The organism is Haloprofundus halobius, assembly GCF_020097835.1.
Lineage (GTDB): Archaea > Halobacteriota > Halobacteria > Halobacteriales > Haloferacaceae > Haloprofundus > Haloprofundus halobius.
Genome location: NZ_CP083667.1, coordinates 362494 through 389018 on the forward strand (window position 1 = coordinate 362494; position 26525 = coordinate 389018).

The window sequence follows — 26525 nt, forward strand, 5'->3', positions numbered from 1 at the left end:
GATTTCTACGGGCTGGCACATTCGGGCGGTCATGACAGAGAAACTCACCCTGCTGGTCGTCGGGCCGCACCCCGATGACTGTGCGATAAAGAGCGGTGGTATCGCTGCGAAGTACGTCGAGGCGGGACACGACGTAACATTCCTCTCCGTGACGGACGGCAGCGCCGGCCACCACGAGATGGGTCGCCAGAAACTCGCCGCCCGCCGCAAGCGGGAGACGGAGGCCGTCGCCGAGACCCTCGGCGTCGAGTACGAGGTGTTCGACATCAAAGACGGCGAACTCCAGCCGACGCTGGCGAACCGCCGGCGACTGATCCGGTTCGTCCGCAAGGTGGATCCCGACCTCGTACTCGGCCCACGCCCGAACGACTACCACCCCGACCACCGATACTGCGCGCAGTTGCTACAGGACGCCGCCTACACGCTCATCGTCCCGAACGTCTGTCCCGACACGCCGCCGTTGGAAGCGAACCCGGTCATCGGCTACGTCGCCGACCAGTTCCACAAGCCCGCGCCGTTTGAACCGGACGTCGTCGTCGATGTAACCGGCGTCGAAGACCGCAAAATAGACGCACTCCACTGCCACGAGTCGCAGATGTACGAATGGCTCCCGTACACCTTCGACGAACTTGACGCCGTACCCGAAGGCGACGACGAACGGCGTGAGTGGCTCGCCAGCGACGGGCTTTCTCACCTGGTGGCGAACACCGAGATGAACGTCGCAGACCGTTTCCGCGACGAACTACGTGAACGCTACGGTGAGGCGTCCGGTACGCGGGTCGAACACGCCGAGGCCGTCGAAGTGTCCGAGTACGGGGCTCCGCTGACTGGGGAACTGCGTGAGCGGCTGTTCTTCTTTTGAGGCCGGTCCGATCTTCCTCGTCCGCTGTTCGACACGTCAGCCGCGCTTGTTGAACCGCGGTCGCGACGGCGACCGATTTCGCGAGCGGACGCGACAGCGTCCATTCGCCATCGACGCGCCCTCTTCACCGAATCACCATGTAGCAGAGGATCTTCAGCGAATCACTACGCGAACAGCCCCGGGTTCGACATCGGTGCGTTCGTCCGAGCAGAACTGTCGGATAACGACGGTCGGATGCCGACACCGACGCGGAAACACTATTTTTAATGGGCTAAACGGCCGATATCAGCCGAAGGCCGGGACAACATCCGTCAAAATGTTACAGACCTATGGCTGTAATGCGTAGGTCTGTACTGTTCGGTAGGGGTGAACAATTTTGTTGCTGGAATTTATCCGTCGTCGGCAAGGTGAGGGGGCGTACGTTCGATCTGTGGTACAGTACCGGAGTCGACGGCCGTACAGCCGTTCACCCAGAATGAACAGATATTTATCGGTACGTTACCGAACTACGTTCGACCATGAGCGAACAACCGAACGTCATCCAAGCTTCGATCACGACGTTCCGCGTGGCGGAGGCGCTCAAGCACCTCGAAGGCGCAGGCGTTACCGAACTCGCCGCCCACCTCGAACTCCCGAAGAGTACGGTCCACTACCACCTCCGAACGCTCATGCAGGCGGAGTTCATCGTCGCCGACGGCGACGAGTACCGCGTCGGACTCCGATTTCTCGACTTCGGCGAGTTCGTCCGCGACCGAGTCGAACTGCTGGACGCCACGGACCCTGCGCTGCGGAAACTGGCCGAGGAGACAGAGGAAATCGCGAACCTACTGGTCGAGGAACACGGCCGAGGCGTCTACGTCGCACGCGAACTGGGCGAGAGGGCGGTCCAGACGAGCTTCCACACCGGCAAGCGCGTCCCGCTGCATCAGACCTCGGCGGGGAAGGCGCTTCTCGCGTTCACTCCACGCGAACGGGTCGAGGAGATACTCGACCGCCACGGCCTCCCGAGCAAGACGCAAAACACGATCACCGACCGAGACGAGCTCTTCGAGGAACTTGAGGAGATACACGAGCGCGGGTACGCCTACGACGACGAGGAGTGGCACCGTGGCCTCCGCTGCGTCGCCGCCCCCATTCGCGACCTCAACGACCGGGCGGTCGGCGCCGTCAGCGTCGCCGCGCCGCTCAGCCGCACCCGCGGGGACCGCTACCGGAGCGACCTCCCGGACGCGGTACTCAGCACGGCGAACGTCATCGAACTGAACATGCAGTACTCGTAGTACCGGTCGCGTCCGTGAGGATAGCTTCTTAACCAAGTCCGCGCAATTCAGTACCATGCGGACCGGAGTCAATCTGTTCACTCTGCGAGACGTAGACGAGCCGCTGCCCCGAGTACTCGAACGAGTCGCCGACGCCGGCTACGACGGTGTCGAGTTCCTCCACCGCCTCCCCGACGCGGACACGGCGGCCGTCGTCGACGCGCTCGACCGGACGGGGCTGGCAGTCCCCGGCGCGCACCTCGGGCCGTTCGTCAGCCTCCCGGAGCTCCCGGCGGAGCTCGACCGAACCATCGATCTCTACGAGGCGGTGGGCTGTGAGGCGCTCGCGGCCTCTATCGGCGAGGAGCGACTCGAATCGCGCGCGAGTATCCGCGAGACGGCGGCTCGACTGGAGGAACTCGCCGCCCGCGCTGTGGAGCGTGACATCCAGTTCCTCTATCACAACCACTACTGGGAGTTCCGCCCGCTCGACGGCTCGACGCCGTTCGACATCCTGCTGGACTCACTCGACGAGCGCGTCGGCGTCGAACTGGACGCCGGCTGGGTCGCCGCCGGCGGTGACGACCCCGTCGAGCGGATTCACTCGCTCGGCGATCGAGTGGAGATACTCCACGTCAAGGACGTCGACGTCGCCCGGAAGGCGTCGGTCGAAGTCGGGACCGGGGACGTCGACCTCGCGGCCTGCGTCGAGGCCGCGCGGACAGAGGAAGTGGAGTGGTACGTCTACGAACACGACGAACCGGACGATCCGCTGAACTCGCTCGACCGCGGCGCCGCGTTCCTCGACCGGTTGCGGTAGCGTCGAAGTCTACGCCGTCGTTGCTCACGCGGGGTCGAGGTCGATGTCGACCCGCCGACCGGTCCGCGCGGACTCGTACGCCGCGGCGGTCAGCGCGACGGCGCGGAAGGAGTCGCGGGCGGTCGCGGGCGGCTCCTCGCCGGCGTCGAGCGCGTCGACGAACGCCTCTATCTTGTTCGGGTCGTCCCCCCGGTCGAGGTGCGGGCGCCACTCGTCGCCGTCGGCGTCGACAACGACCACCTCGTCCTCGTCGAAGCGAATCTCCTCGGAGTCGGTCCAGACGCGGATGCGCTCTGTGAACCGCGGGGTTCGCCCCGAGACGGCAACGGTCCCGGTGAGGCCGCCCTCGAAGGTGACGCAGAGCGCGGCGTCGGACTCGACGCGCTCGTCGTCGTCCTCGAACGTCATCTCGGCGGAGACGCTGACGGGCTCCAGCCCCGTCGTCCAGAGGAGTCCGTCGATGAGGTGGTTACCGGTGTCGTAGGTGACGCTCCCGCCGCTGAGGTCTGGATTCGTCCGCCACGTGCCGCCGAACAGCTCCATGTACGGCTGGGAGATCTCGGCGTCGACGTAGACCACGTCGTCCGAGGACTCCGCGAGACGTCGGCGCGCCGTCCGGTAGGCGCCGTTGAGGTGGCGCTGGTAGCCGAGCATCACCGTCCGGTCGCTCGCCTCGACGCGGTCGACGAGTTCCCTCGCCTTCGCCGGGTCGACGCAGAGCGGTTTCTCGCAGAGCACGTCGAGCCCGGCGTCGAGCCCGGCGGTGACCTGTTCGTAGTGGAGCGCGTGCGGGGTCGAGACGACGACGGCGTCGAGTTCCTCGGCCGCCAACAGTTCCTCGTAGCTCTCGTACAGCGCCCCCGCCGAGAGCGCGAGCTTCTCACCGGCGCGCCGGCGCGCCTCGGCGGCGACGTCGGCGACGCCGACGACTGTCGTCCGCTCGTGGTCCCGTATCTGACCGCCGATGACGCCGCCTAGCCACCCGTGGCCGACGATGCCGAATCGATACTCTGGCGTCACCTCGCCGTTGTTCTGGCTGCTCACAGAGGGTGCCTCGCTGCGACTGGATTAAACCTTCTGGTGCTGGTGAACGGCCGCGGGAGCGGTTACGGATGGCGCATATTGTCCGGCGTCCTCACCCGTACACGCCGATGGCTGTCGCGGGCCGCGCGTCGCCGGAGTGCACCGCCACCGCCTCGCGCGTCACGCTCTGTTCGAGGTATCGAGCGTCGCAGCGTCGTCATACAGCGCCTCGTAGCCGTCGAGGAACGTCCGGAGCTCGTCGTACGTCGGCGGCGTCCCGTTTCTGACGAACCAGCCGGCGACGGCGCTCCCGGCGGCGAGCTGGGCGCCGCCGTCGAGACCGGTGAGCTTCCCGACGATGAGACCCGCGTTGAAGTGGTCGCCAGCGCTCGTGGTTATCGTCGGATTCGGCTCGTGCGGGACGGTGATGCGCCAGTGCCCCGTGCCACTCGCCATCGCCGCCTCCCTCAGCGCGTGGACTACCACCGTCGAGACACCGAGCGCGTCGCGCAGGGCGACGGCGACATCGACCAGCGGTCCTTCCTCGTCGACGCCCGACGCGACGAGGTCCGCAAGCCGGAGCGCCTCCGCCCGATTCACGCTGACGGTGATGGGGACGACGTCGTCGAGCGCGTCGAGCGACGAGACGCCCTCGATTAGCGTCTCCGACGAGAGCCGCCTGACGTCGGCGGGGTCAACGAGGACGTGCTCCGGCGGGTCGCGGAGGCGCGGCCAGAGCTCCTCGCGGAGCCCGTCCCAGACGGTCGGCATCTGGGGAATTGTCGCCCAGTAGCCGAGTCCGAGTAGCTCCGTACGGTCGAACGAGGCGGCCAGCGAGTTCACGCCGACGGTCGAGCGGATCTCCTCCCAGTCGAGGTTCGCCAGCCGCCGCGTCTCGCTCAACAGCACCTTTCCGTCGTCGAACTCGACGGCGTCGGTCACTGGTGCTTCGCCGAGCGAGACGAGACGCGCACGGTCGTACCCGCGCGTGAACGTCTCCCGCGGCGGCGATCCGTAGGTCCCGACGAGCGTCGGTCGGTGGCCGAGGCGCTCCATCGCGCGGCCGAGGTGCGACGTGTGGCCGCCGGCTCGCTTCCGCTCGCAGAACCACTCGATGCTGCAGGAGGTGTCGAGCGCCGCGGCGTCGACGATGCGCGTCCCGAACTCCTCCAGCGTCTCCATCCGGTCGTACTCCTCGGGGCCGACGCGCTTCGCGACGGCGGTCCGGACGCGGTCGACGACGCCGTCGAATCCGAACGCGACCTTCTGTTCCTCGAGCGACGGCGGTAGCTGACGTCGACAGGCGTCGACAGATTCGCGAGTTGTGGTATCGATACCCATATGAGACTTATCGTGTCGGTGAGTACACCCCCGGTAACTAAACTATTGTGCCATGGAGAACGTCGCGGCGCTCGGGAGGCGCCGAACTGTCGCAGCCAAAACTGATTTGACGGTGCCGTCGGAATCGGTTGACGTCAGATGCGTTCAGTAGCCAATACGCCGGTTTCACGGGACGGAAAGTCGATACTCATCGCGATGGATCACGGTCTCGAACGCGGTCCGGGCGTCTTCGAGTCGGTGCCCGAGCGCGCCGACCCCTCGACCGTCTTCGACATCGCGACCCACGACGCGGTCACCGGACTGGCTGTACAGAAAGGAGTCGCAGAGACGTACTATCCCTCCTACGAGGACGACGTCACCCTCGTCGCGAAGCTCAACGGGAAGACCGGGATGGTGATGGGCGACCGGTACGCGCCGCCCATCTGGTCGGTGGCGGACGCGGCCGAACTGGGCGCCGATGCCATCGGCTACACGGTTTACACCGGGTCGAACCGCGAGGCGGAGATGTTCAAGGAGTTCAGCTCGGCGCGCGACGACGCCCGCGACGCCGACCTGCCGGTCGTCCTCTGGTCGTACCCGCGCGGGCAGGGGGTCAACGACCACGACGCCCCCGACACCGTCGCCTACGCGGCGCGCATCGGCCTCGAACTCGGGGCAGACCTCGCGAAGATAAAGCATCCCGGCACGCAGGAGGCCGTCGAGTGGGCAGTCCACGTCGCCGGCGAACTCCCCGTGCTGATGAGCGGCGGAGCCTCGGTGGACGAGGAGGCGTTCCTTCGCGACGTGGAGACGTTCATGAGCGCCGGCGGGCGCGGTCTCACCGTCGGCCGGAACATCTGGCAGCGCGAGGATCCGACCGCCGTCCTCGACAAACTCGAACGGCTCGTCTACGAGGACGCCACCGTCGACGATGTCGTCTGAACCCCGCAAGCGCGGACCGGGAGGTGCGCGCGACGACCGATGAGGATACTCTACGTCGACTGTGACTCGCTCAGGGCCGACCACCTGGGCTGTTACGGCTACCACCGGAACACGACGCCGACCGTCGACGCGCTCGCCGACGACGGGATGCGGTTCACCGACTACTACGCGTCGGACCTCCCCTGTCTCCCCTCGCGGACGGCGCTCGTCACCGGCCGGTTCGGCATCCACACCGGCGTCGTCAACCACGGCGGACTCGCGTCGGAGCCCCGACGGACCGGCCGCGACCGGGGCTTTTCGACTGCCGACCGGTTCCGGACGCTGCCGGCCGTTCTCCGCGACGCCGACCACCGAACGGCGCTGGTCAGCTCGTTCCCGACCCGCCACGGGACCTGGCACGTCCTCGACGGCTTCGAGGAGTGGCGCGACACCGGCGGCTGCGGCTTCGAGCGCGCCGACGACGTCTACGCTCACGCCGAGGAGTGGCTCGACGCGCACGCGACGGAGGAGGACTGGTACCTCCACGTCAACTTCTGGGACCCCCACACCCCCTACGACACGCCCGTGGCGTACGGCAATCCCTTCGCGGACGACCCGGCGCCGGAGTGGCCCGACGAGGAGACGATCCGGGAGCACTGGGAGGGGTACGGGCCACACAGCGCCCGTGACCTCCACGGTGTCGGTAAGACTCCCGACGAGAGCGTCGACTGGGGCGCGGACCCCGGACTGGAGCGCACGCCCGCGCGAATCGAGTCCCGCGAGGACTACCGACAGTGGATCGACGGCTACGACGTCGGCATCCGGTACATGGACGACTACATCGGGGAGTTGCTCGCGCGACTCGAACGTCACGGGGTCCGCGAGGAGACCCTGGTGATAGTCAGTGCCGACCACGGCGAGAACCAGGGCGAGTGTAACATCTACGGCGACCACCACACTGCCGACCGGCCGACCGGTCGCGTCCCGCTCGTGATGAGCGGGCCGGGCGTCGGGGCGGGCGTCGACGACGCGTTCCACTACGCGCTCGACCTCGCGCCGACGCTCGCCGAACTGGTCGGCGCCGACGCGCCGGAAGGATGGGACGGCCGGTCGTTCGCGCCGGCGCTCGTCGACGCGGACGCAGACGCCGCCGTCTGTGCCGACGACGAGTCGGTGACCACCGACGGCGAGTACGGCCGCGAGTACCTCGTCCTGAGTCAGGGCGCGCTGACGTGCCAGCGCGGCGTCCGCTGGGAGAACTGGCTCCTACTTCGGACGTACCACGACGGCGTCCACGACTTCGACGACGTCGAACTCTACGACCTCGACGCCGACCCCCACCAGACGACCGACCTCGCGGACGAACGCCCCGACGTCGTCGGCGAGGGGAGCCGCCGCCTCGAAGCGTGGCACGCCGACCGGATGACGGAGTCCGCCCGCGGCGAGCGCGGCGGCAACCCCGACCCGCCCGCGGGACTCCGCGACCCGCTCTGGACCGTCATCGAGGAGGGCGGACCGTACCACGCGACGCGGCGTCCCGGGAAGCTCCGACGGTACGTCGAGCGCCTCCGCGAGACCGACCGCGAGGCGATAGCGGACCGTCTCGAACGCCAGTACGGAGACGTGCTCTGAGGCGGACGCGCCGACGCGGTGCGCGAGACGTCACGGGTCGCGGCGTCGAGGTCCGCTCCCCGCCAGCACGTCCGCGACCGACACCCACTCGTTGTCGCGAGCGACGCTCTCGTAGATAGTGAACACCGTCGCCAGTGTCCGGAGGTTGTCCCGTCCGCTGGAGAGCGGTTCCGTGCGGGTTTCGACGCAGTTCGCGAAGTGGACGAGCTCGTTGACGAACCCGCTCTCGCTCGGAAGCTCGACATCTGCCGGAATCTCGTCGAACTCGCGAGGCGCGTCGGAGCGGCTGATACGCGGCGCCGTCGTCGCCTCGCCTTCCGCCGGGAGCGCGTGGACGACCCGCTCCTCGCCGAAGAGCCAGAACCCCTCGCCGTACGGGAACCCCGCCGCGGAGTAGGTGTCGAACACGTCGACCATCGCGCCGTTCTCCATCTCGAGGAGTCCAACGCAGTAGTCTTCGGCGTCCTCGAACGCGGGGTCGACTGTCTTCGCGAGCGCCGTGACGCGGCGAGGCTCACCGAGGAAGTACCGGAGCAGGTCGAGTCTGTGGACGAGGACGCTGATGACGCCGCCCCCGCCGGCTTTCTCCCCGTCGAACAGCCAGTGATCGGTGTCGACGTGTTCCCGGAGGTTCTGCACCGCGTCGAACCGGGCGTGGTGGACTTCGCCGAGTTCGCCGTCGGCGAGTCGTCGTTCCACCGCCCGGTTGTGAGGGTCGTACCGCTGAGTCTGTCCGACCATGAGCGTCAGGTCCCGTTCGTCCGCGATGTCGACGAGTTCGCGAGCCTGTTCCATCGACGTCACGAACGGTTTCTCGACGTGCACGTGGAGCCCCGCTTCCAGCGCGGCCTTCGCTGCGGGGTAGTGCAGTACGTGCGGCAGGATGACGTCAACCGCGTCGATATCGGCCTCCACGACGAACGTCTCGAACTCCGTCCACCGATCCGTCTCGAACTCTTCCGCGGCGGCTTTCGCAGCCGACTCGTCGACGTCACAGACTCCGCCGACGCGGAGTTCGTCGAACTGCCGGTACGCTGGAAAGTGCGCGTCCGCGATGCCGCCGACACCGAGTATTCCGACGTCTAACGCCATGGACGAACGTCTCGCTCATCGGTGATAGATGCTTCCGTGCGACCGTCGAGGGGGATTGCCCCTCCTCGGCGTTTCCGTAACCAGTAGTTATTTGAGGATAATGAGTCGTGTCTAGGTATGGGTAGGCAAGCCACATCAGCGTATGCCGAAGAGCACGCCGACCGGATGTCGGCCGTCGTCAACTACGAACCGGAAGCGGTGGAACTCCGCGAGGTCGAGGTCCCCGAAATCGAGGACGGGGAGGCTCTGATCCGCGTCGAGGCGGTGGGAATCTGCGGCAGCGACGTCCACCAGTGGCACGGGAGCCACAGTTGGCCCGTCAACTACCCGGTGACGCTCGGCCACGAGTTCGGGGGCGTCGTCGAGGAAATTCAGGGGAGCGACGAGTTCGAAGCCGGCGACCGCGTCGTCAGCGAGACGGCCGCCGAGATCGACGAGACGTCGCCGCTCAGTCGTCGCGGGCTCTACAACCTCGACCCCTCGCGAAAGGGGTTCGGCTACGGGACCGACGGCGCGATGGCGCGGTACGTCGCGGTCCCGATCCGCTGTCTCCACCACATTCCCGACGACCTCTCCTTCGAGCGCGCCGCGTTGACCGAACCGTGCAGCGTCGCCTACAACGCCGTCTGCGGTAACGCCGACGTCAACCCCGGCGACAGCGTGTTGGTGCTCGGGCCGGGACCGATCGGACTCCTCTGCGTCCAGATGGCGGCGCTGTCGGGCGCGAGCACCGTCGTCGCCAGCGGACTGCCAGCCGACCAGGACCGACTCGACGTCGCCGAGGAACTCGGCGCGACGCACACCGTCACCGGCGACGCCGTCGAGTTCGTCGACGGTCTCGGCGACGGGCTCGGCGTCGACACCGTCATCGACGCCGCGGGGGTCTCCGCGACGTTCGAGACGGCGATGGACGTGGTCAGACCGGACGGCCACATCACCAAGGTCGGGTGGGGTCCCCAGCCGATGGAGTACAGCATGGACCCCGTCGTCCAGAAGGCCGTCACGGTGCAGGGGAGCTTCTCGCACACGTGGGAGATCTGGGAGAAGGTCATCACGCTCCTCGGGACGGGGCAACTCGACGTCGAACCCGTCGTCGACCGCGTCGCTCCGCTGGAGGAGTGGCGGGAGTGCTTCGAGGGGATGCACGAACGCGAGTACATCAAGTGCGTGCTGACGCCGAACGAATGAGCCGGAACGCACACGCGGCCCCCGACGTCCCCCACTCCGACCGCCCGGAGGTGACTCACTGAGATGCCGCTCGCCGCGTTCCCGAAGTGCTACCTTAGCATGTTGATGGAGGGCGAGATGCGCCACGAGGAGTGGTTCGACGTCGCGAGCGAGATCGACGTCGACGGCGTCGAGTTCTATTGGGGCATCACGCCCGACGACGACCCCGAGGAACTCGACCGCCTCCGGTCGGCCGCCGCCGACCGTGGGCTCTCGATTCCGATGATGTGTTACTCCCCGGACTTCACGCACCCCGACCCAGACGTGCGCCGCGAGGAAGTCGAACGGGAGAAGCGCGCCATCGAAGCGACCGCGCGACTCGGCGGGAGCTACTGCCGCGTCCTCTCGGGGCAGCGCCGGCCGGAGGTGTCGCGCGAGGAAGGTCTCTCGTGGGTGAGCGACTGCATCGAGGAGCTGATTCCGTACGCGGCCGACCGCGAAGTGACGCTCGTCCTCGAGAACCATTACAAGGACGACTACTGGGAGCACCCGGAGTTCGCCCAACAGAAGGAGGAGTTCCTCGACCTGCTCGACCGCATCGAGGAGAGCCCGTGGTTCGGCGTCAACTACGATCCCTCGAACGCCATCATCGCCGACGACGACCCCATAGAACTGCTGGAGGCGGTGGCCGACCGCGTCGTGACCTGCCACGCCAGCGACCGCTACCTCGAGGGCGGGACCATCGAGGACCTCCGCGAGATGGAGGCCGAGGGCGGGCAGGGCTACGCCGACATCCTCCAGCACGGCGTCGTCGGCGAGGGGATGATAGATTACGACGCCGTCTTCTCGATTCTCGCCGACGCCGGCTTCGACGGCTGGATCTCCATCGAGGACGGCTACGACGCGGAGAAGGGGAAGGAACACCTCGACCGCTCCGCGCAGTTCCTCCGCGGGAAGATGGCCGAGTACGGCCTGCCGTAGCGTTCACACGGTCGCACTCTCTCGCGTCAGTCGTCTCCTTCGACGATTTCGAACATACAGCCCTGCTCGATGTGGTGGACCGGCAGGTCGGAGAACGCCTCGTCGAGGTGGTCGGCGAGCAGTTTCATACTTCTCACCTCGCTCGTCGCGTGGTTGGCGACGACGACCGGGACGCCGGCGTCGACGGCGACGTGGCCGTCCCGCCAGTAGGAGAAGCCGTCGTCCGAGCAGACGACGAGGTCCGGGTCGTACGCGTCGAACATGTGTCGGAAGGGCGTTATCGCGCCCGTCCCGACGACGATGCGGGAGACGGGTGTCTCTCCGTCGCCGAGCAATTCGACAGCGTCCTGTCCCACGTCACCGAGTTCGGCAGCCATCTGGCTGGCCGCCTCTCGCGCCGGTCGCTCCGCCACCTCGTAGACGCGGTAGTAGTCGCCGGGACCGAACGCTCTCGGCGGTTCAGGCATCCTGCCGACCGGCACCTCGTCCTCCTCGTCGAAGCCGAGGTGGGCGCCCCACGCGTCCGGGACGCCGATGCCGGGGAACTGGTCCAGGAGATCGTGACACCGGAGCACGACGAGGTCGTGCGCCTCGATGAACGCCTGCTTCTCGTCTATCAGCTCGACGACGCGCGGCGGGTGGTTGTCGCGAATCGGTTCGTCCTCGTGGTCGTAGTACGTCCCCTCGTGGGTGAGGAAGACGTTGCAGCCGAGGTCGACGGCGCGTTCGAGCGCCCACCGGTAGCTCATCCAGCCGACTGCGAGACCCTCGATCTCGGCGTCCGGGTCGCCCGCCTTGAACGTGTCGACGGTGTCGTCCCAGTCGACCCAGCCGCCGTCGAGCGACTGTAGGTAGTCGCGGAGCTCGCTCGCCTTCATCGGCTCACCTCCGCGGAGAGACGGACCACACGGAGTTCGCGCGGGGCGAGTTCGACCTCGACCGCACCATCGCTCATCTCCAGCGACCGTCCGCGGTCGTCTTCCCCCAGCTGGCCGACGGTTCGCGCCGACGCGACGCCGAAGACGCCGGGGGCGACCGTCGCCGTTCGGGGCTCGTCGCTCGCGTTCAGCAGGCCGACGTCGAGTTCGTCCGCGCCGGCCGCCGGGTTCGCGCCGTCTGTCACCCCGCCGGCTGTCCCGCCCGCACCGTCGATGGACGCGTCCCCGATTCCGGCCGCCCGCGACGGGCGGACGAAGGGGACGAGCACCGGCGGCTCGGGGAGGTTGAGGACGCGCCCGCGCTCGGGGAGCGTCGGCGCAGCGCCCGACTCGGCGACTGGCTGGACGAGCGGCGTCGCGTGCTCTGCGGCTGCGCCGACCGTGTGCGCCCGGCTCTCGTCGAAGGCGCCCTCGTGTGGGCGCAGGTGGTAGCGCGCTCGCACTCGCCCAGGCTGGTGGGCGCGGAAGTTCGTGTTGTAGTAGTTCGTGCTCACCCACCCGAGCAGGAGCGCCCGGTCGAGGGAGAACTCCCGGCTGTGCTCGCCGAAGCGGAAGCCGCCGAACTGCACCATCGGGTTCAACGGACAGCCGACGGTGACGCCGCGATGCTCGTTCGACAGTTCGACCCACCGCTGGGCGGTGAAGTAATCCCGACAGGAGCCGGGGAATTGGTCGGCGCCGGGCCGCATCGCCTGTCCACCGACGTCGACGTGCGCCCGCGGCTCCGGCAGGTCGAACGGGAAAGCGAGATACGTCGACGCCGGGCGGGTGTCGCGGCTCTCCTCCCACGTCGCCTCGACGACGACCTCGGCTCCCTCGTGCGGGACTGTCACCCGGAGGTCGACGGCGGAGTCGAGCCCCTCGACGGCGAGTCGCTGCCGGACGTCGTAACCGTGCGGCGTCCGGTAGACCCGGTGACTGAGCACGCGCTCGGGGCCGTACCGCTCGGCGTGCCAGTCGCGCTGGTACCCCCACGTCGGGGACTCCCACGGGTCGTCGGCGCCGGCCTCGGCCTCGACGAGGTCGGGCGCGGCGTTCCACAGCCCGTCGGGGTTGTCCTCGCCCGCGGGCGGTGCGCGGAACAGTCGGTCCCGCGGCGCGTCGCCGCTCGGGTCGGCGAGTCGCTCGCGCACGACGCCCGCGAGGGGGTAGTCGCTCGCCTCGTCGGCCCACTCGCAGCCGAGGCGCTCGTCCCACCAGCCGGCGATTCCGCCCCTCTCCCGGTCGAACGTGATGCGGTAGGCGTCGGTCTCGACGACGCGCCGCTCGTCGAACGGCCAGCCCTCGTTCGGCGTGAGGTCCTCGGTCCGGACGACGGCGTAGCCGTACCCTGGGACGTCCGTCGGCGGGAGCAGGTACGTGTCGTCGTTGAACGAGCGGTCCTGCCAGTGGCGGGCCGACAAGTCGTCGTCGCCTCGGCCGCGTGGCTCGACGGCGTACTTCGAGACGGGCCCCGAAATCGTCCGCTCCCACGGGAGCGGGTTCGCGACGAGGACGCGGTCGAACTCGCCGTTCATCGGTCACCTCCCGCGTCGGCGACGCGACGTGCGAACTCGGCCACCGCGTCGCGGCGGAGCAGGAGACTCCGGCTCCGCGCGTCGTAGGCGTGTTTCGCCTTGTGGTGCCACTGACTGCGGGTGTCCTCCGACTCCGGCCGTTCGACCGAGACGTCGGCGCCCCACGTGTGCTCGTCGTACATCGTCACGGACCGCCAGGCGCGCTCGCGTTCGTCCAGCCCGCTCCGACGTGCGGGCGAGCGGTCCTCCCGGCCGGCGCCCGCGGCCGTCAGCGCTGCCTCCATCGCGTCGGCGGTTCGCAGGCGACGGCGGCTCTCGCGCGTCACCGCCGTCTCGCGCGCGCTCGTGATGGAGCCGAAGTTCCAGTAGTCGGTCCAGTCGCCGCGGTACACGGGGAGTTCGGCGTCGCAGACGTCGACGGCCTCCCACCACTCCGTCGGCGTTGCGACGCGCAGCGACGGCAACTCCCCGTCCGCGACGTCCGGGCGGTCGTTCCACTCGCGGACGAACGCCGGTAGTTCCGCGAGCGGCGGGTTGTTGTCGAAGAACGGGTGGGTCGTCTGGACCATCAGTATCGGCAGCGGGTAGTCGATTCGGCCGAGGTGGGCGTCGAGGTGGGGGAGCCACCGCTCGGCGAGCGACTCGGCGTCACGGCCGATGCCCATGTTGTAGCCGCCGCCGTACTGGAAGCCGTTGAATGTCCGGAGCGTGCGGCCGCTCGGCCCCTCCCAGCGGAACGCCAGCGGCCGGTCGACCGGCGCGCTCCCCCAGTGTCTGTTGACCGCCATCGAGAAGCCGTCGATGCCGGCGTCGAGGAGGCGGTCGACGAGGGGCCAGTTGTGGCCGTTCACGTCGCCGTTCATCGCCGTCCGGATATCGAAGCCGTACTCCTCGCGGAGTCGCCGCAATGGTTGGAGTGACTCGACCAGTTCCGCCTGGTCGTACAGCGGCGTGAGGTTGCCGAGCATGCCCGTCACCTCGATGCGGTCCCGTTCTTCGAGCGCCCGAAATCGGGCGATTCGCTCGTCGTCGGCGACCCGAAGCCACCGCAGCAAGGGTTCGGTCGTCTCGACCGTCCAGCGGAACGCCTCGCCGTCCGGGCGGTCGAGGTCGCGCTCCGCGAGGTCGATCGCTCGCTCGATGAACCGGCGCTGGAGGTCCCAGACGACCGGCTGGTCGTGCGTGTATCCGACGTCCGTGTGACAGTGGTGGACGACGAATATCTCGTCGAGTTGGCTCATCTGAACAGTACGCCCGTCACAGTCCACCGTGATATACGTTCGTCTCTCGGTCACGCGGCGGACGGTAACAGCTAACACCCGAGGCTCCGTGGGTGCGGACGTCGATGACCCGGCCAAACGTCGTCTGCTTCGTTCTCGACCAGCTACGGTACGACCACCTCGGCTACGCCGGCAACTCGGTGGTCGAGACCCCGAACATCGACGCGCTCGCCGAACGGGGCGTCGCGCTGTCGCGTGCGTACGTCGCCAACCCGCTCTGTATGCCCGCCCGGGCCAGCCTGTTCACCGGGCTGATGCCCCGGGACCACGGCGTCCGGACGAACGGGATTCCGCTCGACCCGTCGCTGCCGACGCTCCCCGGCGCGCTCCGGGAGGCGGGTTACCGGACGCACGCGGCCGGGAAGCTCCACCTCCACACGTACGACCTCCCCAACGGCGCCGGCGTCGTGGAGGTCGCGGATGGGCAAGCCGACGACGGCGACGGCGTCGACGGCGGCTCGGCCGCAACTGGCGCTGCTGGCGGTCAGTCGGCGGTGGCGGACGCCGTGGCGCCCGAGGAGTTCCCCGAGGCACGGCCGCCATGGAACGAGAACCGCCACCGCGCGCTGCCGGAGCCGTACTACGGCTTCGAGACAGCCGACTTCACCGGCGGGCACGTGAGCTGGATATTCGGCGAGTACCGCCAGTGGCTCGAACGCGAGCACCCCGAGGCGGCGGCCCGACTCGATGAGGACCACCCCGACAACGAGCCCCGACCCGCCCCGCAGACCTTCGAGTGGTCGCTCCCCGAAGAACTCCACTACAACCGGTGGATAGCCGACCGTTCCCGCGAGTTCGTCGAGTCGGCGACCGGGATGGACGAGCCGTTCTTCCTCCTGAGTTCGTTCCCCGACCCTCACCACCCGTTCGCCGCGCCGGAACCGTGGGGGAGCATGTACGACCCCGACGACGTTGCGCTGCCGACGCGCCGCGAGGGCGAACTCGACGACCTGCCCCCCTTCTACCGCGAGGCCTACGCCGACACCGACACGCAGCTCAGCGGCTTCCACGGTACGAGCGACCTCTCCGACGACCAACTCCGCGAACAGATTGCCGTGACCTACGGCATGATTAGCTTCGTCGATCGCGAGATCGGACGCGTCCTGGCAGCGCTCGACGAGGCGGGACTCCGCGAGGAGACGCTCGTCGTCTTCATGTCCGACCACGGGGACATGATGGGCGACCACTGGATGCTCCGCAAGGGGCCGTTCCACTTCGAGGGGCTGCTCCGCGTCCCGATGCTGTGGAGCTTTCCGGGGACGCTGCCCGCCGGCGAGCGACGTGACGGCCCCGTCAGCGCCGTCGACTTCGCGCCGACGGTGCTCGACTTCTGCGACATCCCGGTTCCAGAGGGACGAGTCCCTCCGGAACGCGAAGCAATGCGGGAGCCGCCCGCCTGGGCGGGTCGCTCGCTCCGCCCGCAGTTGTCGGGCGAGACCGACGCCGTCCGCGACGGGGTCGTCGTCGAGAACGACGAGGACTACCTCGGCCTCCGGGTCCGCACGTACGTCACCGACCGGTACAAGCTGACGCTCTACCCCGGCGAACCGTACGGCGAACTGTTCGACCTCCGCAAGGACCCCGACGAACTCCGGAACCGCTGGGACGACGAGGCGTACGCCGACGTCCGTCGGCGACTCTCCGTCGAGTTTCTCGAGCGGTACGTCCTCCACGAGCAGGGTCTCCCGCGGCGGCTGTGCCACGCGTAGCTCTCTGTGGACGACGGAGCGGAGGGTCGTGGAGGAACTGCGAACGACGGACAGCCGTGGGGAGACGGAAACGGGTCAGCCGGCGGAACGTTCATTAGCGCCGTCCGAGACGACCCCACATGTTCAAGCTGAGCGCGACGCTCGCGATTCTCTTTCCGGACACCGACCCGCGTGACGCCGTCGAGCCCCTCGCCGAGACGGGCGTCGACGCCGTCGAGTACTTCGACTGGCAGCACGACGCGGCCGAGGAGGTGGTGACGGCCTACCGAGACGCGGGGCTGGACGTCGCCGCGACGCTGGCGGCGACCGGCTTCCCGCTGGCGGAGCCGGCGCTGACCGACCCCGACCAGCGCGAGGCTGCCGTCGACGCCCTCGAACGCTCGGTCGACGGCGCGGCGGCGCTCGACGTACCCGTCTCGGTGGTCACCGTCGGCGCCGAACAGGAGGGGCTCGACCGCGAGACGCAGCGGGAGAAAGTCGTCGACTGTCTCGCCGCCGCCGCGCCGCGCGCAGAGGAGCGCGACGTGACGCTCGTCGTCGAACCGCTAAACACCGCCGTCGACACGCCGGGCTACTTCCTCGCGCGCTCCGAAGAGGGGTTCGACATCGTCGACGCCGTCGACAGCCCGAACGTGAAACTGCTCTACGACGTCTATCACCAGCAGGTGACGGAGGGGAACGTCATCGCCACGCTCACGGAGAACGTCGACCGCATCGGCCACGTCCACGTCGCCGACGTGCCCGGCCGCCACAAACCCGGGACGGGCGAACTCCACTACGAGAATATCCTCGGCGCGCTCGCGGAGACGGGCTACGACGGCTACGTCGGCTGCGAGTTCGCGCCCACCGGCGACCCCGCGGCCGCCGTCGCGTCCGTCGTCGACCTCGTTGACGGGCTCTAGTCTTCAGTTGTCGTTAGTTGTCGTCACTCGCCGCTGTCACGCGCGTCTGCGCGTGCTGCGTCCAGATACTCCCGCACGTCGACCGGTTCGCCGCGCTCGGCGCTCTCGATGGCACCGAAGACGAGCGCCATCGACGTGAGGTTCTCCGAGACGTTCGTCGCCATCGGCTCGCCGCCGTCGAGCCACTCGACGAACTGCTCGACGAGCCACGCGTTGCCCCACTTCTCGCGGTCGAGAAGCGGGAGTTCCTCGCCCGCGGGGTGGCGACCGACCCAGTTCTCGTCGTCGGGGTCGCGCTCGAACCGTTCGAGCGTCCGGTGGTCGAGCACGGTCGTCGCGTCTCTGGACTCGGCGCGGACGTACTCGTGGCCCCAACCGTTGAGGCCGACGGCGTTGGTCGTCGCCGCCTCGTACTGCGCGCGGACGCCGTTCTCGAACGTCACGGTCGCCAGCGCCTGCGCACCGTTCTCGAACTCGCTCCACGGCGGGTTCCACGACTGGGTATACACCGTCTCGGGATCTGAACCCGCGAGGTCGCGGAGGAGATCGAGGTGGTGGACCGCGCCGTCCATCAGAAGCGGGTCGTCGATGTCGTAGAGGCGCTCGTCCCACGTCCCGCGGTGTCGGTAGTCGCAGGTGAACCGGAACGTGAGGTAGTCGAGCGGGCCACCCCGTCCGGAGCGGAGTTCCCGACGGAGCGACGTCTTGTCGCGGTCGAACCGGTGGGTCATGGTGACACCCATCTTCCGTCCCGCGCGCTCGACCTTCTCGGCGATTCGAGCCGAGGCCGTCATCGTGTCGGCGATGGGTTTCTCCGAGAGGATATCCATCTCGTGTTCGAGCGCCAGGTCGACCACGTCCTCGTGGACGTGGGGCGGGACGACGACGGAGCAGAAGTCCGCGTCGTGCTCGGCGAACGCCCGTTCGAGCTCCGTGTAACAGCGGTCTTCGTCGATACCGAGGTGTTCGCGCGCCGGCTCGAACGCGTTCGGGTCGACGTCGACTGCGGCGACGACGTCCACGAGACCGTCCTCGACGTTCGGGGGGAGATACTGCTTGCACCAGCGCGAGCCCTGCAGACCCACGCCTACCTGAATCATGTCGTACGTCATCGTCTCAGCTACCAAACTATCCTGCCACAGGGAGATAAAACCCGACACCCGTCCGGAACGACGCCGACCGAGACGAGCGCGTCTCAGGCGCGTTGCTCGAACGTGTACGCGGCGTCGAGGAGGTCCTTCTCGCCGCCCCACGGACCGACAAGTTGGAGGCCGACCGGGAGCCCGTCGCTCTCGCCGCACGGGACGCTGATGGCGGGGTGGCCGGTCACGTTCGCCGGGGTGAGCGAGCCGTTCGGCGGCGGCATCTCCTCGTTCCCGAACGCGCCGAGTTCGGGGGCGACCGTCGGTGTCGACGGCGTCACCAGCGCGTCGTACTCCTCCAGCGACTCGGAGACGACGTCGGTGAGTGCCGCACGGAGGTTCTGCGCGCGGACGTAGTGGTGGCCCCCGTGGTTGAACAGGAGGTGGGCACCGAGCAGGATGACTTCCTTGGGGACGGAGCTGATGGCGTCGCTCGTCGCACGGCGCATCCGCTCGAAGCCGTCCGCGAGGCTCGGAATCCCCGGGCGGCGGCGCCAGAGCCCAACGTCGTTTGTGGCGTAGGCGGCCGCGAACTCCGCGGGGCCGATCCCCCACCACGCCGCGCCGACGTAGTCGAGTTCGGGTAGCTCGACGGTCTCGACAGTCGCCCCGAGCGATTCGAGGCGGTCGAGCGCGGCGTCGAACTCCCCCAGCACGGCGTCGCGCGCGAACCCGTCGGTGTACCGGTCGATGACGCCGAGCCGCGTCCCCGAGAGATCGCGCCCGAGGCCGTCGACGAAGCGCTCGCGCGTACCGTCGGCCAGCGGGTCGGCGAGAACCTCCATCCCGCGGGCGGCGGTTTCAACGTTGGTCGCCATCGGACCCATCTCTTCGAGCGAGTCGCCCTGCGTGACGAACCCGCGCTTGGAGACGCGACCGTGGGTCGGTTTCAGTCCGACGATACCGCAGTAGCTCGCCGGGATGCGGATGCTCCCGCCCGTGTCAGAGCCGAGTGCGAGGCCGACAGTACCGGCGGCGACGGCCGCGCCGCTCCCGCCGGAGGAGCCGCCTGCGACCCGTCCGGCGTCGTGAGGGTTGATCGCCGGACCGAACGCGCTGCTCTCGCTGGTCGGTCCCATCGCGAACTCGTCGAGATTCGTCTTCCCACGGAGGCGGGCACCGGCGTCGAGCAGGCGCTCGACGACCGTCGCGTGCTCGCCGGGGACGAACCCCTCGAAGCCGTGCGAGGCGTTCGTCAACTCCGCGCCGCGGACGCAGATGTTGTCCTTTACGCCGACGTCGATCCCGGAGAGAACACCGTCGGCGCTCGACCGGACGAGGTCGAACCGGGTTATCCACGCGTTGTGAGGGTTCTCGCTGTCGGCGGGGCGACGCGGCGACGCTTCGTACGTGTCCCCGTCACCGGAGAGGTCACACAGCGCCTCGAGCGGCGCGACCTCCAGTTCGACAAAGGCATCCGAGTGGGAGTAGGCGGCGGCAGACGCGGCCTCGCCCTCCGTGAGCTCCATTCCGATCTGTTCGGCGAGCGCTTCCGCGTCGGCCTCCGAGAGGGGTCGGTACCTGCTCATCGTCGTCGCTCAGTAGTCGAGATCGACATCGACCCGTTCGCCGGTCCATGCGGACTCGTAGGCGGCTTCGGTTACCGCCGTCGACAGCAGCCCGTCGTGGACGGTCGCCGGCGGTTCGGTGCCCGTCTCGATGGCTTCGATGAAGGCGTCGGCCTTCGGAAGCTCCGTACCCTGGTTGACGTTCGGCGTGTGGATGTTGCCGTCGTCGTCGACTTTGCGGAGTCTGCGCGGGTTCCACTCGTGACCGTCGATGAGGGTCCCGCCGTCCTCGCCCCAGAACTGGTACGCCTCGCTCACGCGCGGGGCGTCCCCGGAGACGCCGATGGAGGCGACGCCGCCGTTCTCGAACTGGACGGTGAGCCCCGCCTGGATGTCGATCTCCTCCTCGTCGTCGTGGAACGTCATCTGGGCGGTCACCGACGACGGCGTCTCGTCCATAACCCACAACACCGCGTCGACGACGTGGCTTCCCGAGTCGTAGAGCTGTCCGCCGCCGCTGAGTTCGGCGTTTGCCTTCCACGAACCGCCGACTGCGTTGATCCAGTCTTGGGTGATCTCTGCGGTGACGAACTCGGGGCTCGCGTCGCGTTCGCTCCAGTAGTCGCGAGCCGTCCGGAAGGCGGTGTCGAGATGGCGCTGATAGCCGAGCATCACCGTCTGGTTGGACTCCTCGACGCGACGGACGAGGTCTTTGGCGTGTTCGAGCGAGGTGCAGAGCGGCTTTTCACAGAGAACGTGAACGCCGTGTTCCAGTCCGGCCACGATTTGCTCGTAGTGAAGCGCGTGCGGCGTCGTGATGACAAGCCCGTCTAAATCTTCCTCTTCAAGCATACGCTCGTAGTTCTCGTACAGGGATTCTTCGGCTACGCCGAGTTCATCCGCCGCCTCGTCGAGAACGTCGGGGTTGAGTTCGGTGAGCGCGCCGACCGTCGCGCGATCGTGACGGAGGAACTCCCGTCCCATCGCCTTCCCGAGAAAGCCGGTTCCAATTATTCCCGCACGAAACGGTGCGTCAGCAGAGTATGTGCTCTCCATGCTACAATCCACCACTATCGTGTGGTGTGTTAAGCGTTTTCAATCCAGCAGTAGAGGTACGCCGCTCTCACTCGGTTCGGACGACGACCGACCCCTCGAAGTTGAGGATGATCGACTGGGTGTCGTCGCCGAAGAGCGCTTTTCCCGTCGGGGACCGTTTCGCGCCGGTTACAAAGACGTAGTCGCAGTCGTGAGTACGCGCCGCGTCCAGAATCTCGTCTCGTCTGTCGCCGAGCTCGCCGACGGCGGTAGTCGAGACGTCGACGTCACCGAGTAGTTCGTTCGCGACGTTGGCGGCGTACTGTCGCGCGCCCTCCTGCGCCGTCTCGACACCGTACGACGACATCTCCGAGGAGATCTCGGCGAGGCGGTCCTGGTTGTCTACGAACTCCTCTTTGGTCGTCACGTGCAGGACGATGATATCGGCGTCGACGCCGGCGGCCAGTTCCCCAGCTTCGCGTACCATCTCTCTCGACTGCTCGTCCGAATCGACAACTGCCAATGCTCGTTGCATGGCTATCCAGTTCGGTCGTCTGTATTTATTTCTTGTTGATGGTCTAACTCCGGCCGAGTTTGGAGTCGGCGCTTCGTTCTGTAGTAATAGATAGCTTTTTGCACGCTCATGAGTCCTGTGTAGACGCAATGGTCCAGGTTACCGTATGGAACGAATTCCGTAGTGAGACGAAACACGAACGCGGGCGCGAGCTGTATCCGGACGGCATCCACGCCGAGCTCGCCGGGCTCCTCGAAGACGAGGGACACGACGTGCGGACGGCCACACTGGAGGAGCCCGAACACGGACTCACCGACGACGTCCTCGAGTCGACCGACGTGATGCTGTGGTGGGGCCACGAGGCTCACGACGAAGTCGACGACGAGATCGTCGAGAAGGTGCGACAGCGAGTGCTCGACGGGATGGGGCTGCTCGTCCTCCACTCGGCGCACGCCTCGAAGATATTCAAGGCGCTCATGGGGACGACGGGGTCGCTGAAGTGGCGCGACACGCGGCTGACCGACGGCGAGCGCGAGCGGGTCTGGGTCGTCGAATCGGACCACCCCATCGTCGATGGCCTCGAGAAGGAGTACATCGATATCCCGCAGGCGGAGATGTACGGCGAGCGCTTCGACATCCCCGCGCCCGACACACTCGTCACCATCAGCTGGTTCGAGGGCGGCGAGGTGTTCCGCTCGGGCTGCTGCTACCAGCGCGGGAAAGGCCGGGTCTTCTACTTCCGGCCGGGTCACGAGACCTACCCGGTCTACAAACAGGACGAGATACGCACGGTCCTCGCCAACGCCGTCGAGTGGGCGGCCCCCGGCGACGGACCGGACCCGGAATTCGCCGACCAGCGCGACCCACTCGAAGACATCGAAGAGGGCATTCCGCCCGAGCACCGCTGAGCGAACGACGGATACCGACGAGAACACTGCCGACGGGAGTTCGACGAGAGATCGGCGTCGGTGCCGCCATCCCTGATTCGATTCGTTCTACCGCCCGAGGAGTTCGTTCAGTCGCTCTGCGCCGACGCGTAGCGAATCGGCCGGATCGTTGGACGCGTCGTGTTCGTAGACGAATCATTCCGCCCCCGCCTCAACGGCGGCGACGCAGGCTTTGGGTCAACGTTCCCCTCGCCGATTTCGGCGAGACTCCCGTCTTCGAGGTGGACGTCTTTGATGTGCACGAGCGGGCAGGCCCCTCGGGCGCCCCGAGGAGATCGACGTGGGCGCAGGCGATACCGTGGTCGTCGATGTTCCGAACGGTGAACAGCTGGGTTGCCGTGCGTATCTCAGTCGAGGGTGATCGGCTCTTCGACCGTCGCCTCGTTCGACTCGAATCGGACGGGGCGGCCGTCGTGTTCGCTCGACCGATAGATGCCCTCGATGACGCGCTGGACGGTGAGCGCCTGCTCGATGGTGCTGATGCCCGGCGGGTCGCCCGACTCGACGGCCGAGAGGAAGCAGTCGGCCTGCGCCTCCTTGCAGTTCTGATCCGGCGTCGACACCGTCGAGTCGACGTGGTGGTTGAGACCGACATCTCTGGTCTCGTACAGCGTCAGCTCGCCTGCCGCCTTGTCGAGAGTCGCCCCCGCCTCCGTCCCCCGGAGGGAGATGGTCTCCTCCCCGTCGCCGTTCGTCGCCCACGCGATATCGAGCGAGACTGTCTGTCCGTCGGTGGTCTGCAGCATCGCCATCGCGGAGTCCTCGACGTCGAACGAGCCAGGGCCGGCGTCATCGCCCCACATCTCGAGGTAGCGGTAGTCGTCGCAGCTCCCGAACTCCGAGCGGGTGACGCCCGACACGTGGGCTACGTCCGGGTGGCCGAGCACGTGCAGCGTCAGGTCGATAATGTGGACGCCGATGTCGATGAGCGCGCCGCCGCCGGCGATCTCCTTGGCGGTGAACCACGAGCCCCGTCCGGGGACGCCCCGTCGGCGCAGGTAGTTCGTCTCGACACGGGTGACGTCGCCGAGGTAGTCCTCCTCGACGTACCCCTTGAGCGCAGTCGCGGCGTTCAGAAAGCGGTTGTGGAACCCGACCATCCCGAAGGCGTCGGACGCCTCGGCGGCCGCGGCGATGCGCTCGGCGCTCTCCAGCGTGTGCGCGAGCGGTTTCTCCAACAGAAGGTCGATGTCGGCCTCGAAGGCGTCGACCGCCGCCGGTTCGTGGAACTTGTTCGGCGTCGTGACGACGACGGCGTCCAGTTCCTCCTCGGCGTAGAGCTCCTCGTGGGTGGCGTACGACGGCTTGTCCCACTTCTGTTCGTAGTGGCGGCGCGCGCTCTCCTGGACGTCCGCCCCGGCGACGACGTCGTACCCAGCGTTCTCGACTAACTCCGTGTGCCAGTGGCCCATCGAACCGAGTCCGACGATGCCGACCTGAATATCATTGCTACTATTTCCCATGCAGTCAGTCAACGATTCGGTCACAGTACCGTATATATTACGGTCACCGTGAGCGTCTGGTGCGGCTCGCCGATATCGGCCTAGCGTCTCTCATGCACTAACGGAACGTCTCTCTCGCGTCGTCGACCGAACAACCGTCCGATACGTCCCACCGGATGATTTTTCCATGGGGGTGGAGAATCGTCGTACGGATAGCGAGAGCATGTCACACGAGACAGCCGACGCCGGCGGAGCGACAGGGATAGCTGTACGAACAGGCGGAGGCTCGGAGATGGGCCGGAGGCATCGCCCCCAATGACAGTTGAGAGCCCCGACGAGACGGTCGTCGCCGACATCGAGGTCGACGGCGACGGTCGGCCGACGCTCGCCGTCCGTTCCGGCGGGACGGTCGTCGTCGAGTCGTCGCCGCTCGGACTCGAAACGCTCGAACGGTCCTACGTCGACGGACTCTCCGTCCGACATCGCGAGCGCCGGACGACAGAGACGGTGTACGAGACGCCGGCGGGGAAGCGGCGTTCGCACCGCTCCCACGCGAACGAGGAGACGATGGCGCTCGTCGACGGCGACGGTTCGGTCGTCCGAATCGACCTCCGGGTGTCGAACGACGGGGTCGCCTACCGCTACCGCCTCCCCGGCGACGGTCCGGTCGTCGTGACCGCCGAGGAGAGCGCGTTCACCCTCCCGGCGGAGGCGTCGGCGTGGCTGATGCCGTTCGAGAAGAAACACGAGGAGGTCTGGCGCGAGACGTCCGCGGCCGAGGCGAGCGGCGAGTACAGTTTCCCGTCGCTGTTCGAGGTCGAGGGGCAGTGGGCGCTTCTGACGGAGGCGGGCGTCGACGGCCGGTACGTCGCGTCGCGCTTCGTCGCCGAGGAGGACGACACGCGGTTCCGCGTCCGCTTCCCGGAGTCAGAGCGTCACCGCATGGCGTCGGAGTCCGCCCACGTGAGCGCGACGCGGCCGCTTGCGACGCCGTGGCGCGTCGCCGTCGTCGGCGACCTAGCGACTGTCGTCGAGTCGGACCTCGTCGCGGACGTCGTCGACGCGCCCGACTACGGGACGGACCCGAGTCGGATCGAGGACCAGTCGTGGATTCGTCCCGGCCGCGTCGCGTGGTCGTGGTGGTCCGACGGCGGCAGCCCGAGCGACTTCGAGACCCAGCGGCGCTATGTCGACTACGCGGGCGAGCGGGGCTGGGAGTACGTCCTCGTCGACGCCGGGTGGACGGAGGGCGACTGGATTCCGGAACTCGTCGACTACGCGACCGAGCGCGACGTCGACGTGCTCGTCTGGGCGCGGTGGTCCGACCTCGATACCGACGCGAAGCGGGCCGCACGCCTCCCTCGGTGGAAGTCGTGGGGGGTCGCCGGCGTCAAGGTCGACTACATGAACTCCGACAGCCAGCAGATGATGGGCTTTTACGACGACCTCGCGGCGGCGACGGCCGAGCACGAACTGCTGTTGAACGTGCACGGCTCCATCACCCCAAAGGGACTGCGTCGGCGGTGGCCGCACCTGCTCACCTACGAGGGGGTCTACGGGGCGGAGAACTACCACCCCGTGCCGCAGACGATTCCCCCCGAGCATAACGTCGTCCTCCCCTTCACGCGGAACGTCGTCGGTCCGATGGACTACACGCCGGTGACGTTCTCCGCGGAGACGCGGACTACCTCCGCGGGACACGAACTCGCGCTCGCTGTCGTCTTCGAGACGGGGCTGCAGCACTTCGCCGACAGCGTCGAGAGCTACCGGGCGCACCCTGCGGCGGAGGAGTTCCTCGAACGCGTCCCCGCTGCGTGGGACGAGACGCGGTTCGTCGGCGGTTGGCCGGGGTCGGAGGCGACCATCGCGCGGCGCCGCGGCGAACGCTGGTTCCTCGGCTCTATCACCGCCGGTGGGAGTCGAACCGTCGAGGTATCCTGCGAGTTCTTCGACGCGGACCGTTCCTACGACGTCACCCTCTACCGCGACGACGACGCCGGCGAGTCGATAACGCGAGAGGAGTTCGGCGTGACGGCGGACGAGACAGTTCGCGTCTCGGTACCGGAGAACGGTGGATTCGCCGCGGTTCTCAGCCCGAGTCGTCGAACATGAACGCGACCGCGGCTCTCGCGTGATATCCTCTACGCCGCTGCGACCGATACATACGTTTAAATGCTCCCGTGTTATATACTGGCACTAACCATGGCTACACGGAACGAGCGGGTCGACTCCGACGTCGCCACTCGCTTTCGAGAGTTCGTCGACAAGAACCGACTGTTCACTTACTTCGTCGTCATCGAGCTCAGTCTCATCGTCACCGCCTATTGGCTGGACACGTGGACGTCGTTCACCCTCGGCGAGAGCGGCCCCGACATGACGGACGTTACGGCGGGGCTCCTCGGCGGCTGGGCCGTCGTGTTCGGAGTTTTCGGGCTCGTAGGGTTTGGGCTGATGGCTGCGTCGCGATTCTGGATTAGGATCGACCGTCGATAGGTCCGTTCAGACGGCCCCGCT

The 26525-nt window shown here is 67.6% G+C and carries 23 protein-coding genes; 12 read left to right on the forward strand and 11 right to left on the reverse strand.

Translation table 11 applies throughout. The features are described from left to right. Positions 1-31: 31 nt before the first annotated feature. The 3 genes from LAQ74_RS18615 (at position 32) to LAQ74_RS18625 (ending at position 2941) form a co-directional block, all read left to right on the forward strand. Positions 32-862, forward strand: coding sequence for a PIG-L deacetylase family protein (locus LAQ74_RS18615; protein WP_224337694.1), 831 nt, complete (start codon positions 32-34; stop codon positions 860-862). Positions 863-1380: 518 nt separating this feature from the next. After that, positions 1381-2142 (forward strand): IclR family transcriptional regulator, encoded by a 762-nt coding sequence (locus LAQ74_RS18620; protein ID WP_224337695.1) that lies wholly within the window; start codon positions 1381-1383, stop codon positions 2140-2142. 55 nt (positions 2143-2197) lie between these two features. Then, on the forward strand, positions 2198-2941 hold the full coding sequence (locus LAQ74_RS18625) for a sugar phosphate isomerase/epimerase family protein (protein ID WP_224337697.1): 744 nt from the start codon (positions 2198-2200) through the stop codon (positions 2939-2941). A 24-nt stretch (positions 2942-2965) separates the two neighbouring features. On the opposite strand, the gene LAQ74_RS18630 is transcribed toward LAQ74_RS18625, so the two are convergent. Together LAQ74_RS18630 and LAQ74_RS18635 are read right to left on the reverse strand one after the other, a co-directional pair. Then, the gene (locus LAQ74_RS18630; RefSeq protein ID WP_224337698.1) at positions 2966-3985 is read right to left on the reverse strand and encodes a Gfo/Idh/MocA family protein; all 1020 of its coding nucleotides are present in this window, start codon (positions 3983-3985) and stop codon (positions 2966-2968) included. Between the two features lie 159 nt (positions 3986-4144). After that, a complete protein-coding gene (locus LAQ74_RS18635) occupies positions 4145-5305 on the reverse strand; it encodes a carbohydrate kinase family protein (protein ID WP_224337700.1) in 1161 nt (386 codons plus the stop codon). A gap of 138 nt (positions 5306-5443) precedes the next feature. Between LAQ74_RS18635 and LAQ74_RS18640 the strand changes: the two genes are divergently transcribed. Beyond that, the gene (locus LAQ74_RS18640; protein ID WP_224337702.1) at positions 5444-6226 is read left to right on the forward strand and encodes a class I fructose-bisphosphate aldolase; all 783 of its coding nucleotides are present in this window, start codon (positions 5444-5446) and stop codon (positions 6224-6226) included. Positions 6227-6265: 39 nt separating this feature from the next. After that, the gene (locus LAQ74_RS18645; RefSeq protein ID WP_224337703.1) at positions 6266-7837 is read left to right on the forward strand and encodes a sulfatase family protein; all 1572 of its coding nucleotides are present in this window, start codon (positions 6266-6268) and stop codon (positions 7835-7837) included. Between the two features lie 30 nt (positions 7838-7867). On the opposite strand, the gene LAQ74_RS18650 is transcribed toward LAQ74_RS18645, so the two are convergent. After that, complete coding sequence (locus tag LAQ74_RS18650) at positions 7868-8929, reverse strand: Gfo/Idh/MocA family protein (protein WP_224337705.1); 1062 nt, start codon at positions 8927-8929, stop codon at positions 7868-7870. A gap of 117 nt (positions 8930-9046) precedes the next feature. Between LAQ74_RS18650 and LAQ74_RS18655 the strand changes: the two genes are divergently transcribed. Together LAQ74_RS18655 and LAQ74_RS18660 are read left to right on the forward strand one after the other, a co-directional pair. After that, positions 9047-10117, forward strand: coding sequence for a zinc-binding dehydrogenase (locus tag LAQ74_RS18655; RefSeq protein ID WP_224337707.1), 1071 nt, complete (start codon positions 9047-9049; stop codon positions 10115-10117). 63 nt (positions 10118-10180) lie between these two features. Next, positions 10181-11077: a sugar phosphate isomerase/epimerase family protein gene (locus LAQ74_RS18660; RefSeq protein WP_224337708.1), complete on the forward strand. Its 897-nt coding sequence runs from the start codon at positions 10181-10183 to the stop codon at positions 11075-11077. Between the two features lie 26 nt (positions 11078-11103). Here LAQ74_RS18660 and LAQ74_RS18665 read toward each other — a convergent pair whose 3' ends face one another. The 3 genes from LAQ74_RS18665 to LAQ74_RS18675 are packed head-to-tail and all read right to left on the reverse strand — an operon-like array spanning position 11104 to position 14773. Beyond that, complete coding sequence (locus tag LAQ74_RS18665) at positions 11104-11955, reverse strand: Nif3-like dinuclear metal center hexameric protein (RefSeq protein WP_224337710.1); 852 nt, start codon at positions 11953-11955, stop codon at positions 11104-11106. Beyond that, the gene (locus LAQ74_RS18670) at positions 11952-13532 is read right to left on the reverse strand and encodes an alpha-mannosidase (RefSeq protein ID WP_224337712.1); all 1581 of its coding nucleotides are present in this window, start codon (positions 13530-13532) and stop codon (positions 11952-11954) included. The genes LAQ74_RS18665 and LAQ74_RS18670 overlap by 4 nt, the downstream gene beginning before the upstream one ends. Then, the gene (locus LAQ74_RS18675; RefSeq protein ID WP_224337713.1) at positions 13529-14773 is read right to left on the reverse strand and encodes a glycoside hydrolase family 38 N-terminal domain-containing protein; all 1245 of its coding nucleotides are present in this window, start codon (positions 14771-14773) and stop codon (positions 13529-13531) included. The genes LAQ74_RS18670 and LAQ74_RS18675 overlap by 4 nt, the downstream gene beginning before the upstream one ends. 104 nt (positions 14774-14877) lie before the next feature. Here LAQ74_RS18675 and LAQ74_RS18680 point away from each other — a divergent pair, with 104 nt between their 5' ends. Both LAQ74_RS18680 and LAQ74_RS18685 read left to right on the forward strand, forming a co-directional pair. Further along, on the forward strand, positions 14878-16521 hold the full coding sequence (locus LAQ74_RS18680; RefSeq protein WP_224337716.1) for a sulfatase family protein: 1644 nt from the start codon (positions 14878-14880) through the stop codon (positions 16519-16521). A gap of 119 nt (positions 16522-16640) precedes the next feature. Further along, complete coding sequence (locus LAQ74_RS18685) at positions 16641-17423, forward strand: hydroxypyruvate isomerase family protein (RefSeq protein WP_224337718.1); 783 nt, start codon at positions 16641-16643, stop codon at positions 17421-17423. 23 nt (positions 17424-17446) lie between these two features. Here the strand turns inward: LAQ74_RS18685 and LAQ74_RS18690 are convergent, their stop codons facing one another. From LAQ74_RS18690 to LAQ74_RS18705, 4 genes are all read right to left on the reverse strand, one after another. After that, positions 17447-18523: a Gfo/Idh/MocA family protein gene (locus LAQ74_RS18690; RefSeq protein WP_317987394.1), complete on the reverse strand. Its 1077-nt coding sequence runs from the start codon at positions 18521-18523 to the stop codon at positions 17447-17449. A 95-nt stretch (positions 18524-18618) separates the two neighbouring features. Then, entirely contained in the window at positions 18619-20094 is a 1476-nt protein-coding gene (locus LAQ74_RS18695) for an amidase (RefSeq protein ID WP_224337721.1), read from the reverse strand. A gap of 9 nt (positions 20095-20103) precedes the next feature. Continuing rightward, positions 20104-21129 (reverse strand): Gfo/Idh/MocA family protein, encoded by a 1026-nt coding sequence (locus LAQ74_RS18700; protein ID WP_224337723.1) that lies wholly within the window; start codon positions 21127-21129, stop codon positions 20104-20106. A 67-nt stretch (positions 21130-21196) separates the two neighbouring features. Further along, positions 21197-21643: a universal stress protein gene (locus tag LAQ74_RS18705; protein ID WP_224337725.1), complete on the reverse strand. Its 447-nt coding sequence runs from the start codon at positions 21641-21643 to the stop codon at positions 21197-21199. A gap of 128 nt (positions 21644-21771) precedes the next feature. Here LAQ74_RS18705 and LAQ74_RS18710 point away from each other — a divergent pair, with 128 nt between their 5' ends. Continuing rightward, the gene (locus LAQ74_RS18710; RefSeq protein ID WP_224337726.1) at positions 21772-22530 is read left to right on the forward strand and encodes a ThuA domain-containing protein; all 759 of its coding nucleotides are present in this window, start codon (positions 21772-21774) and stop codon (positions 22528-22530) included. A gap of 386 nt (positions 22531-22916) precedes the next feature. On the opposite strand, the gene LAQ74_RS18715 is transcribed toward LAQ74_RS18710, so the two are convergent. Further along, positions 22917-24032 (reverse strand): Gfo/Idh/MocA family protein, encoded by a 1116-nt coding sequence (locus tag LAQ74_RS18715; protein WP_224337728.1) that lies wholly within the window; start codon positions 24030-24032, stop codon positions 22917-22919. A gap of 294 nt (positions 24033-24326) precedes the next feature. Between LAQ74_RS18715 and LAQ74_RS18720 the strand changes: the two genes are divergently transcribed. Further along, positions 24327-26123: a glycoside hydrolase family 97 protein gene (locus LAQ74_RS18720; protein WP_224337730.1), complete on the forward strand. Its 1797-nt coding sequence runs from the start codon at positions 24327-24329 to the stop codon at positions 26121-26123. A gap of 90 nt (positions 26124-26213) precedes the next feature. Beyond that, entirely contained in the window at positions 26214-26504 is a 291-nt protein-coding gene (locus LAQ74_RS18725) for a hypothetical protein (RefSeq protein WP_224337732.1), read from the forward strand. The last annotated feature ends 21 nt before the right edge of the window (positions 26505-26525 follow it).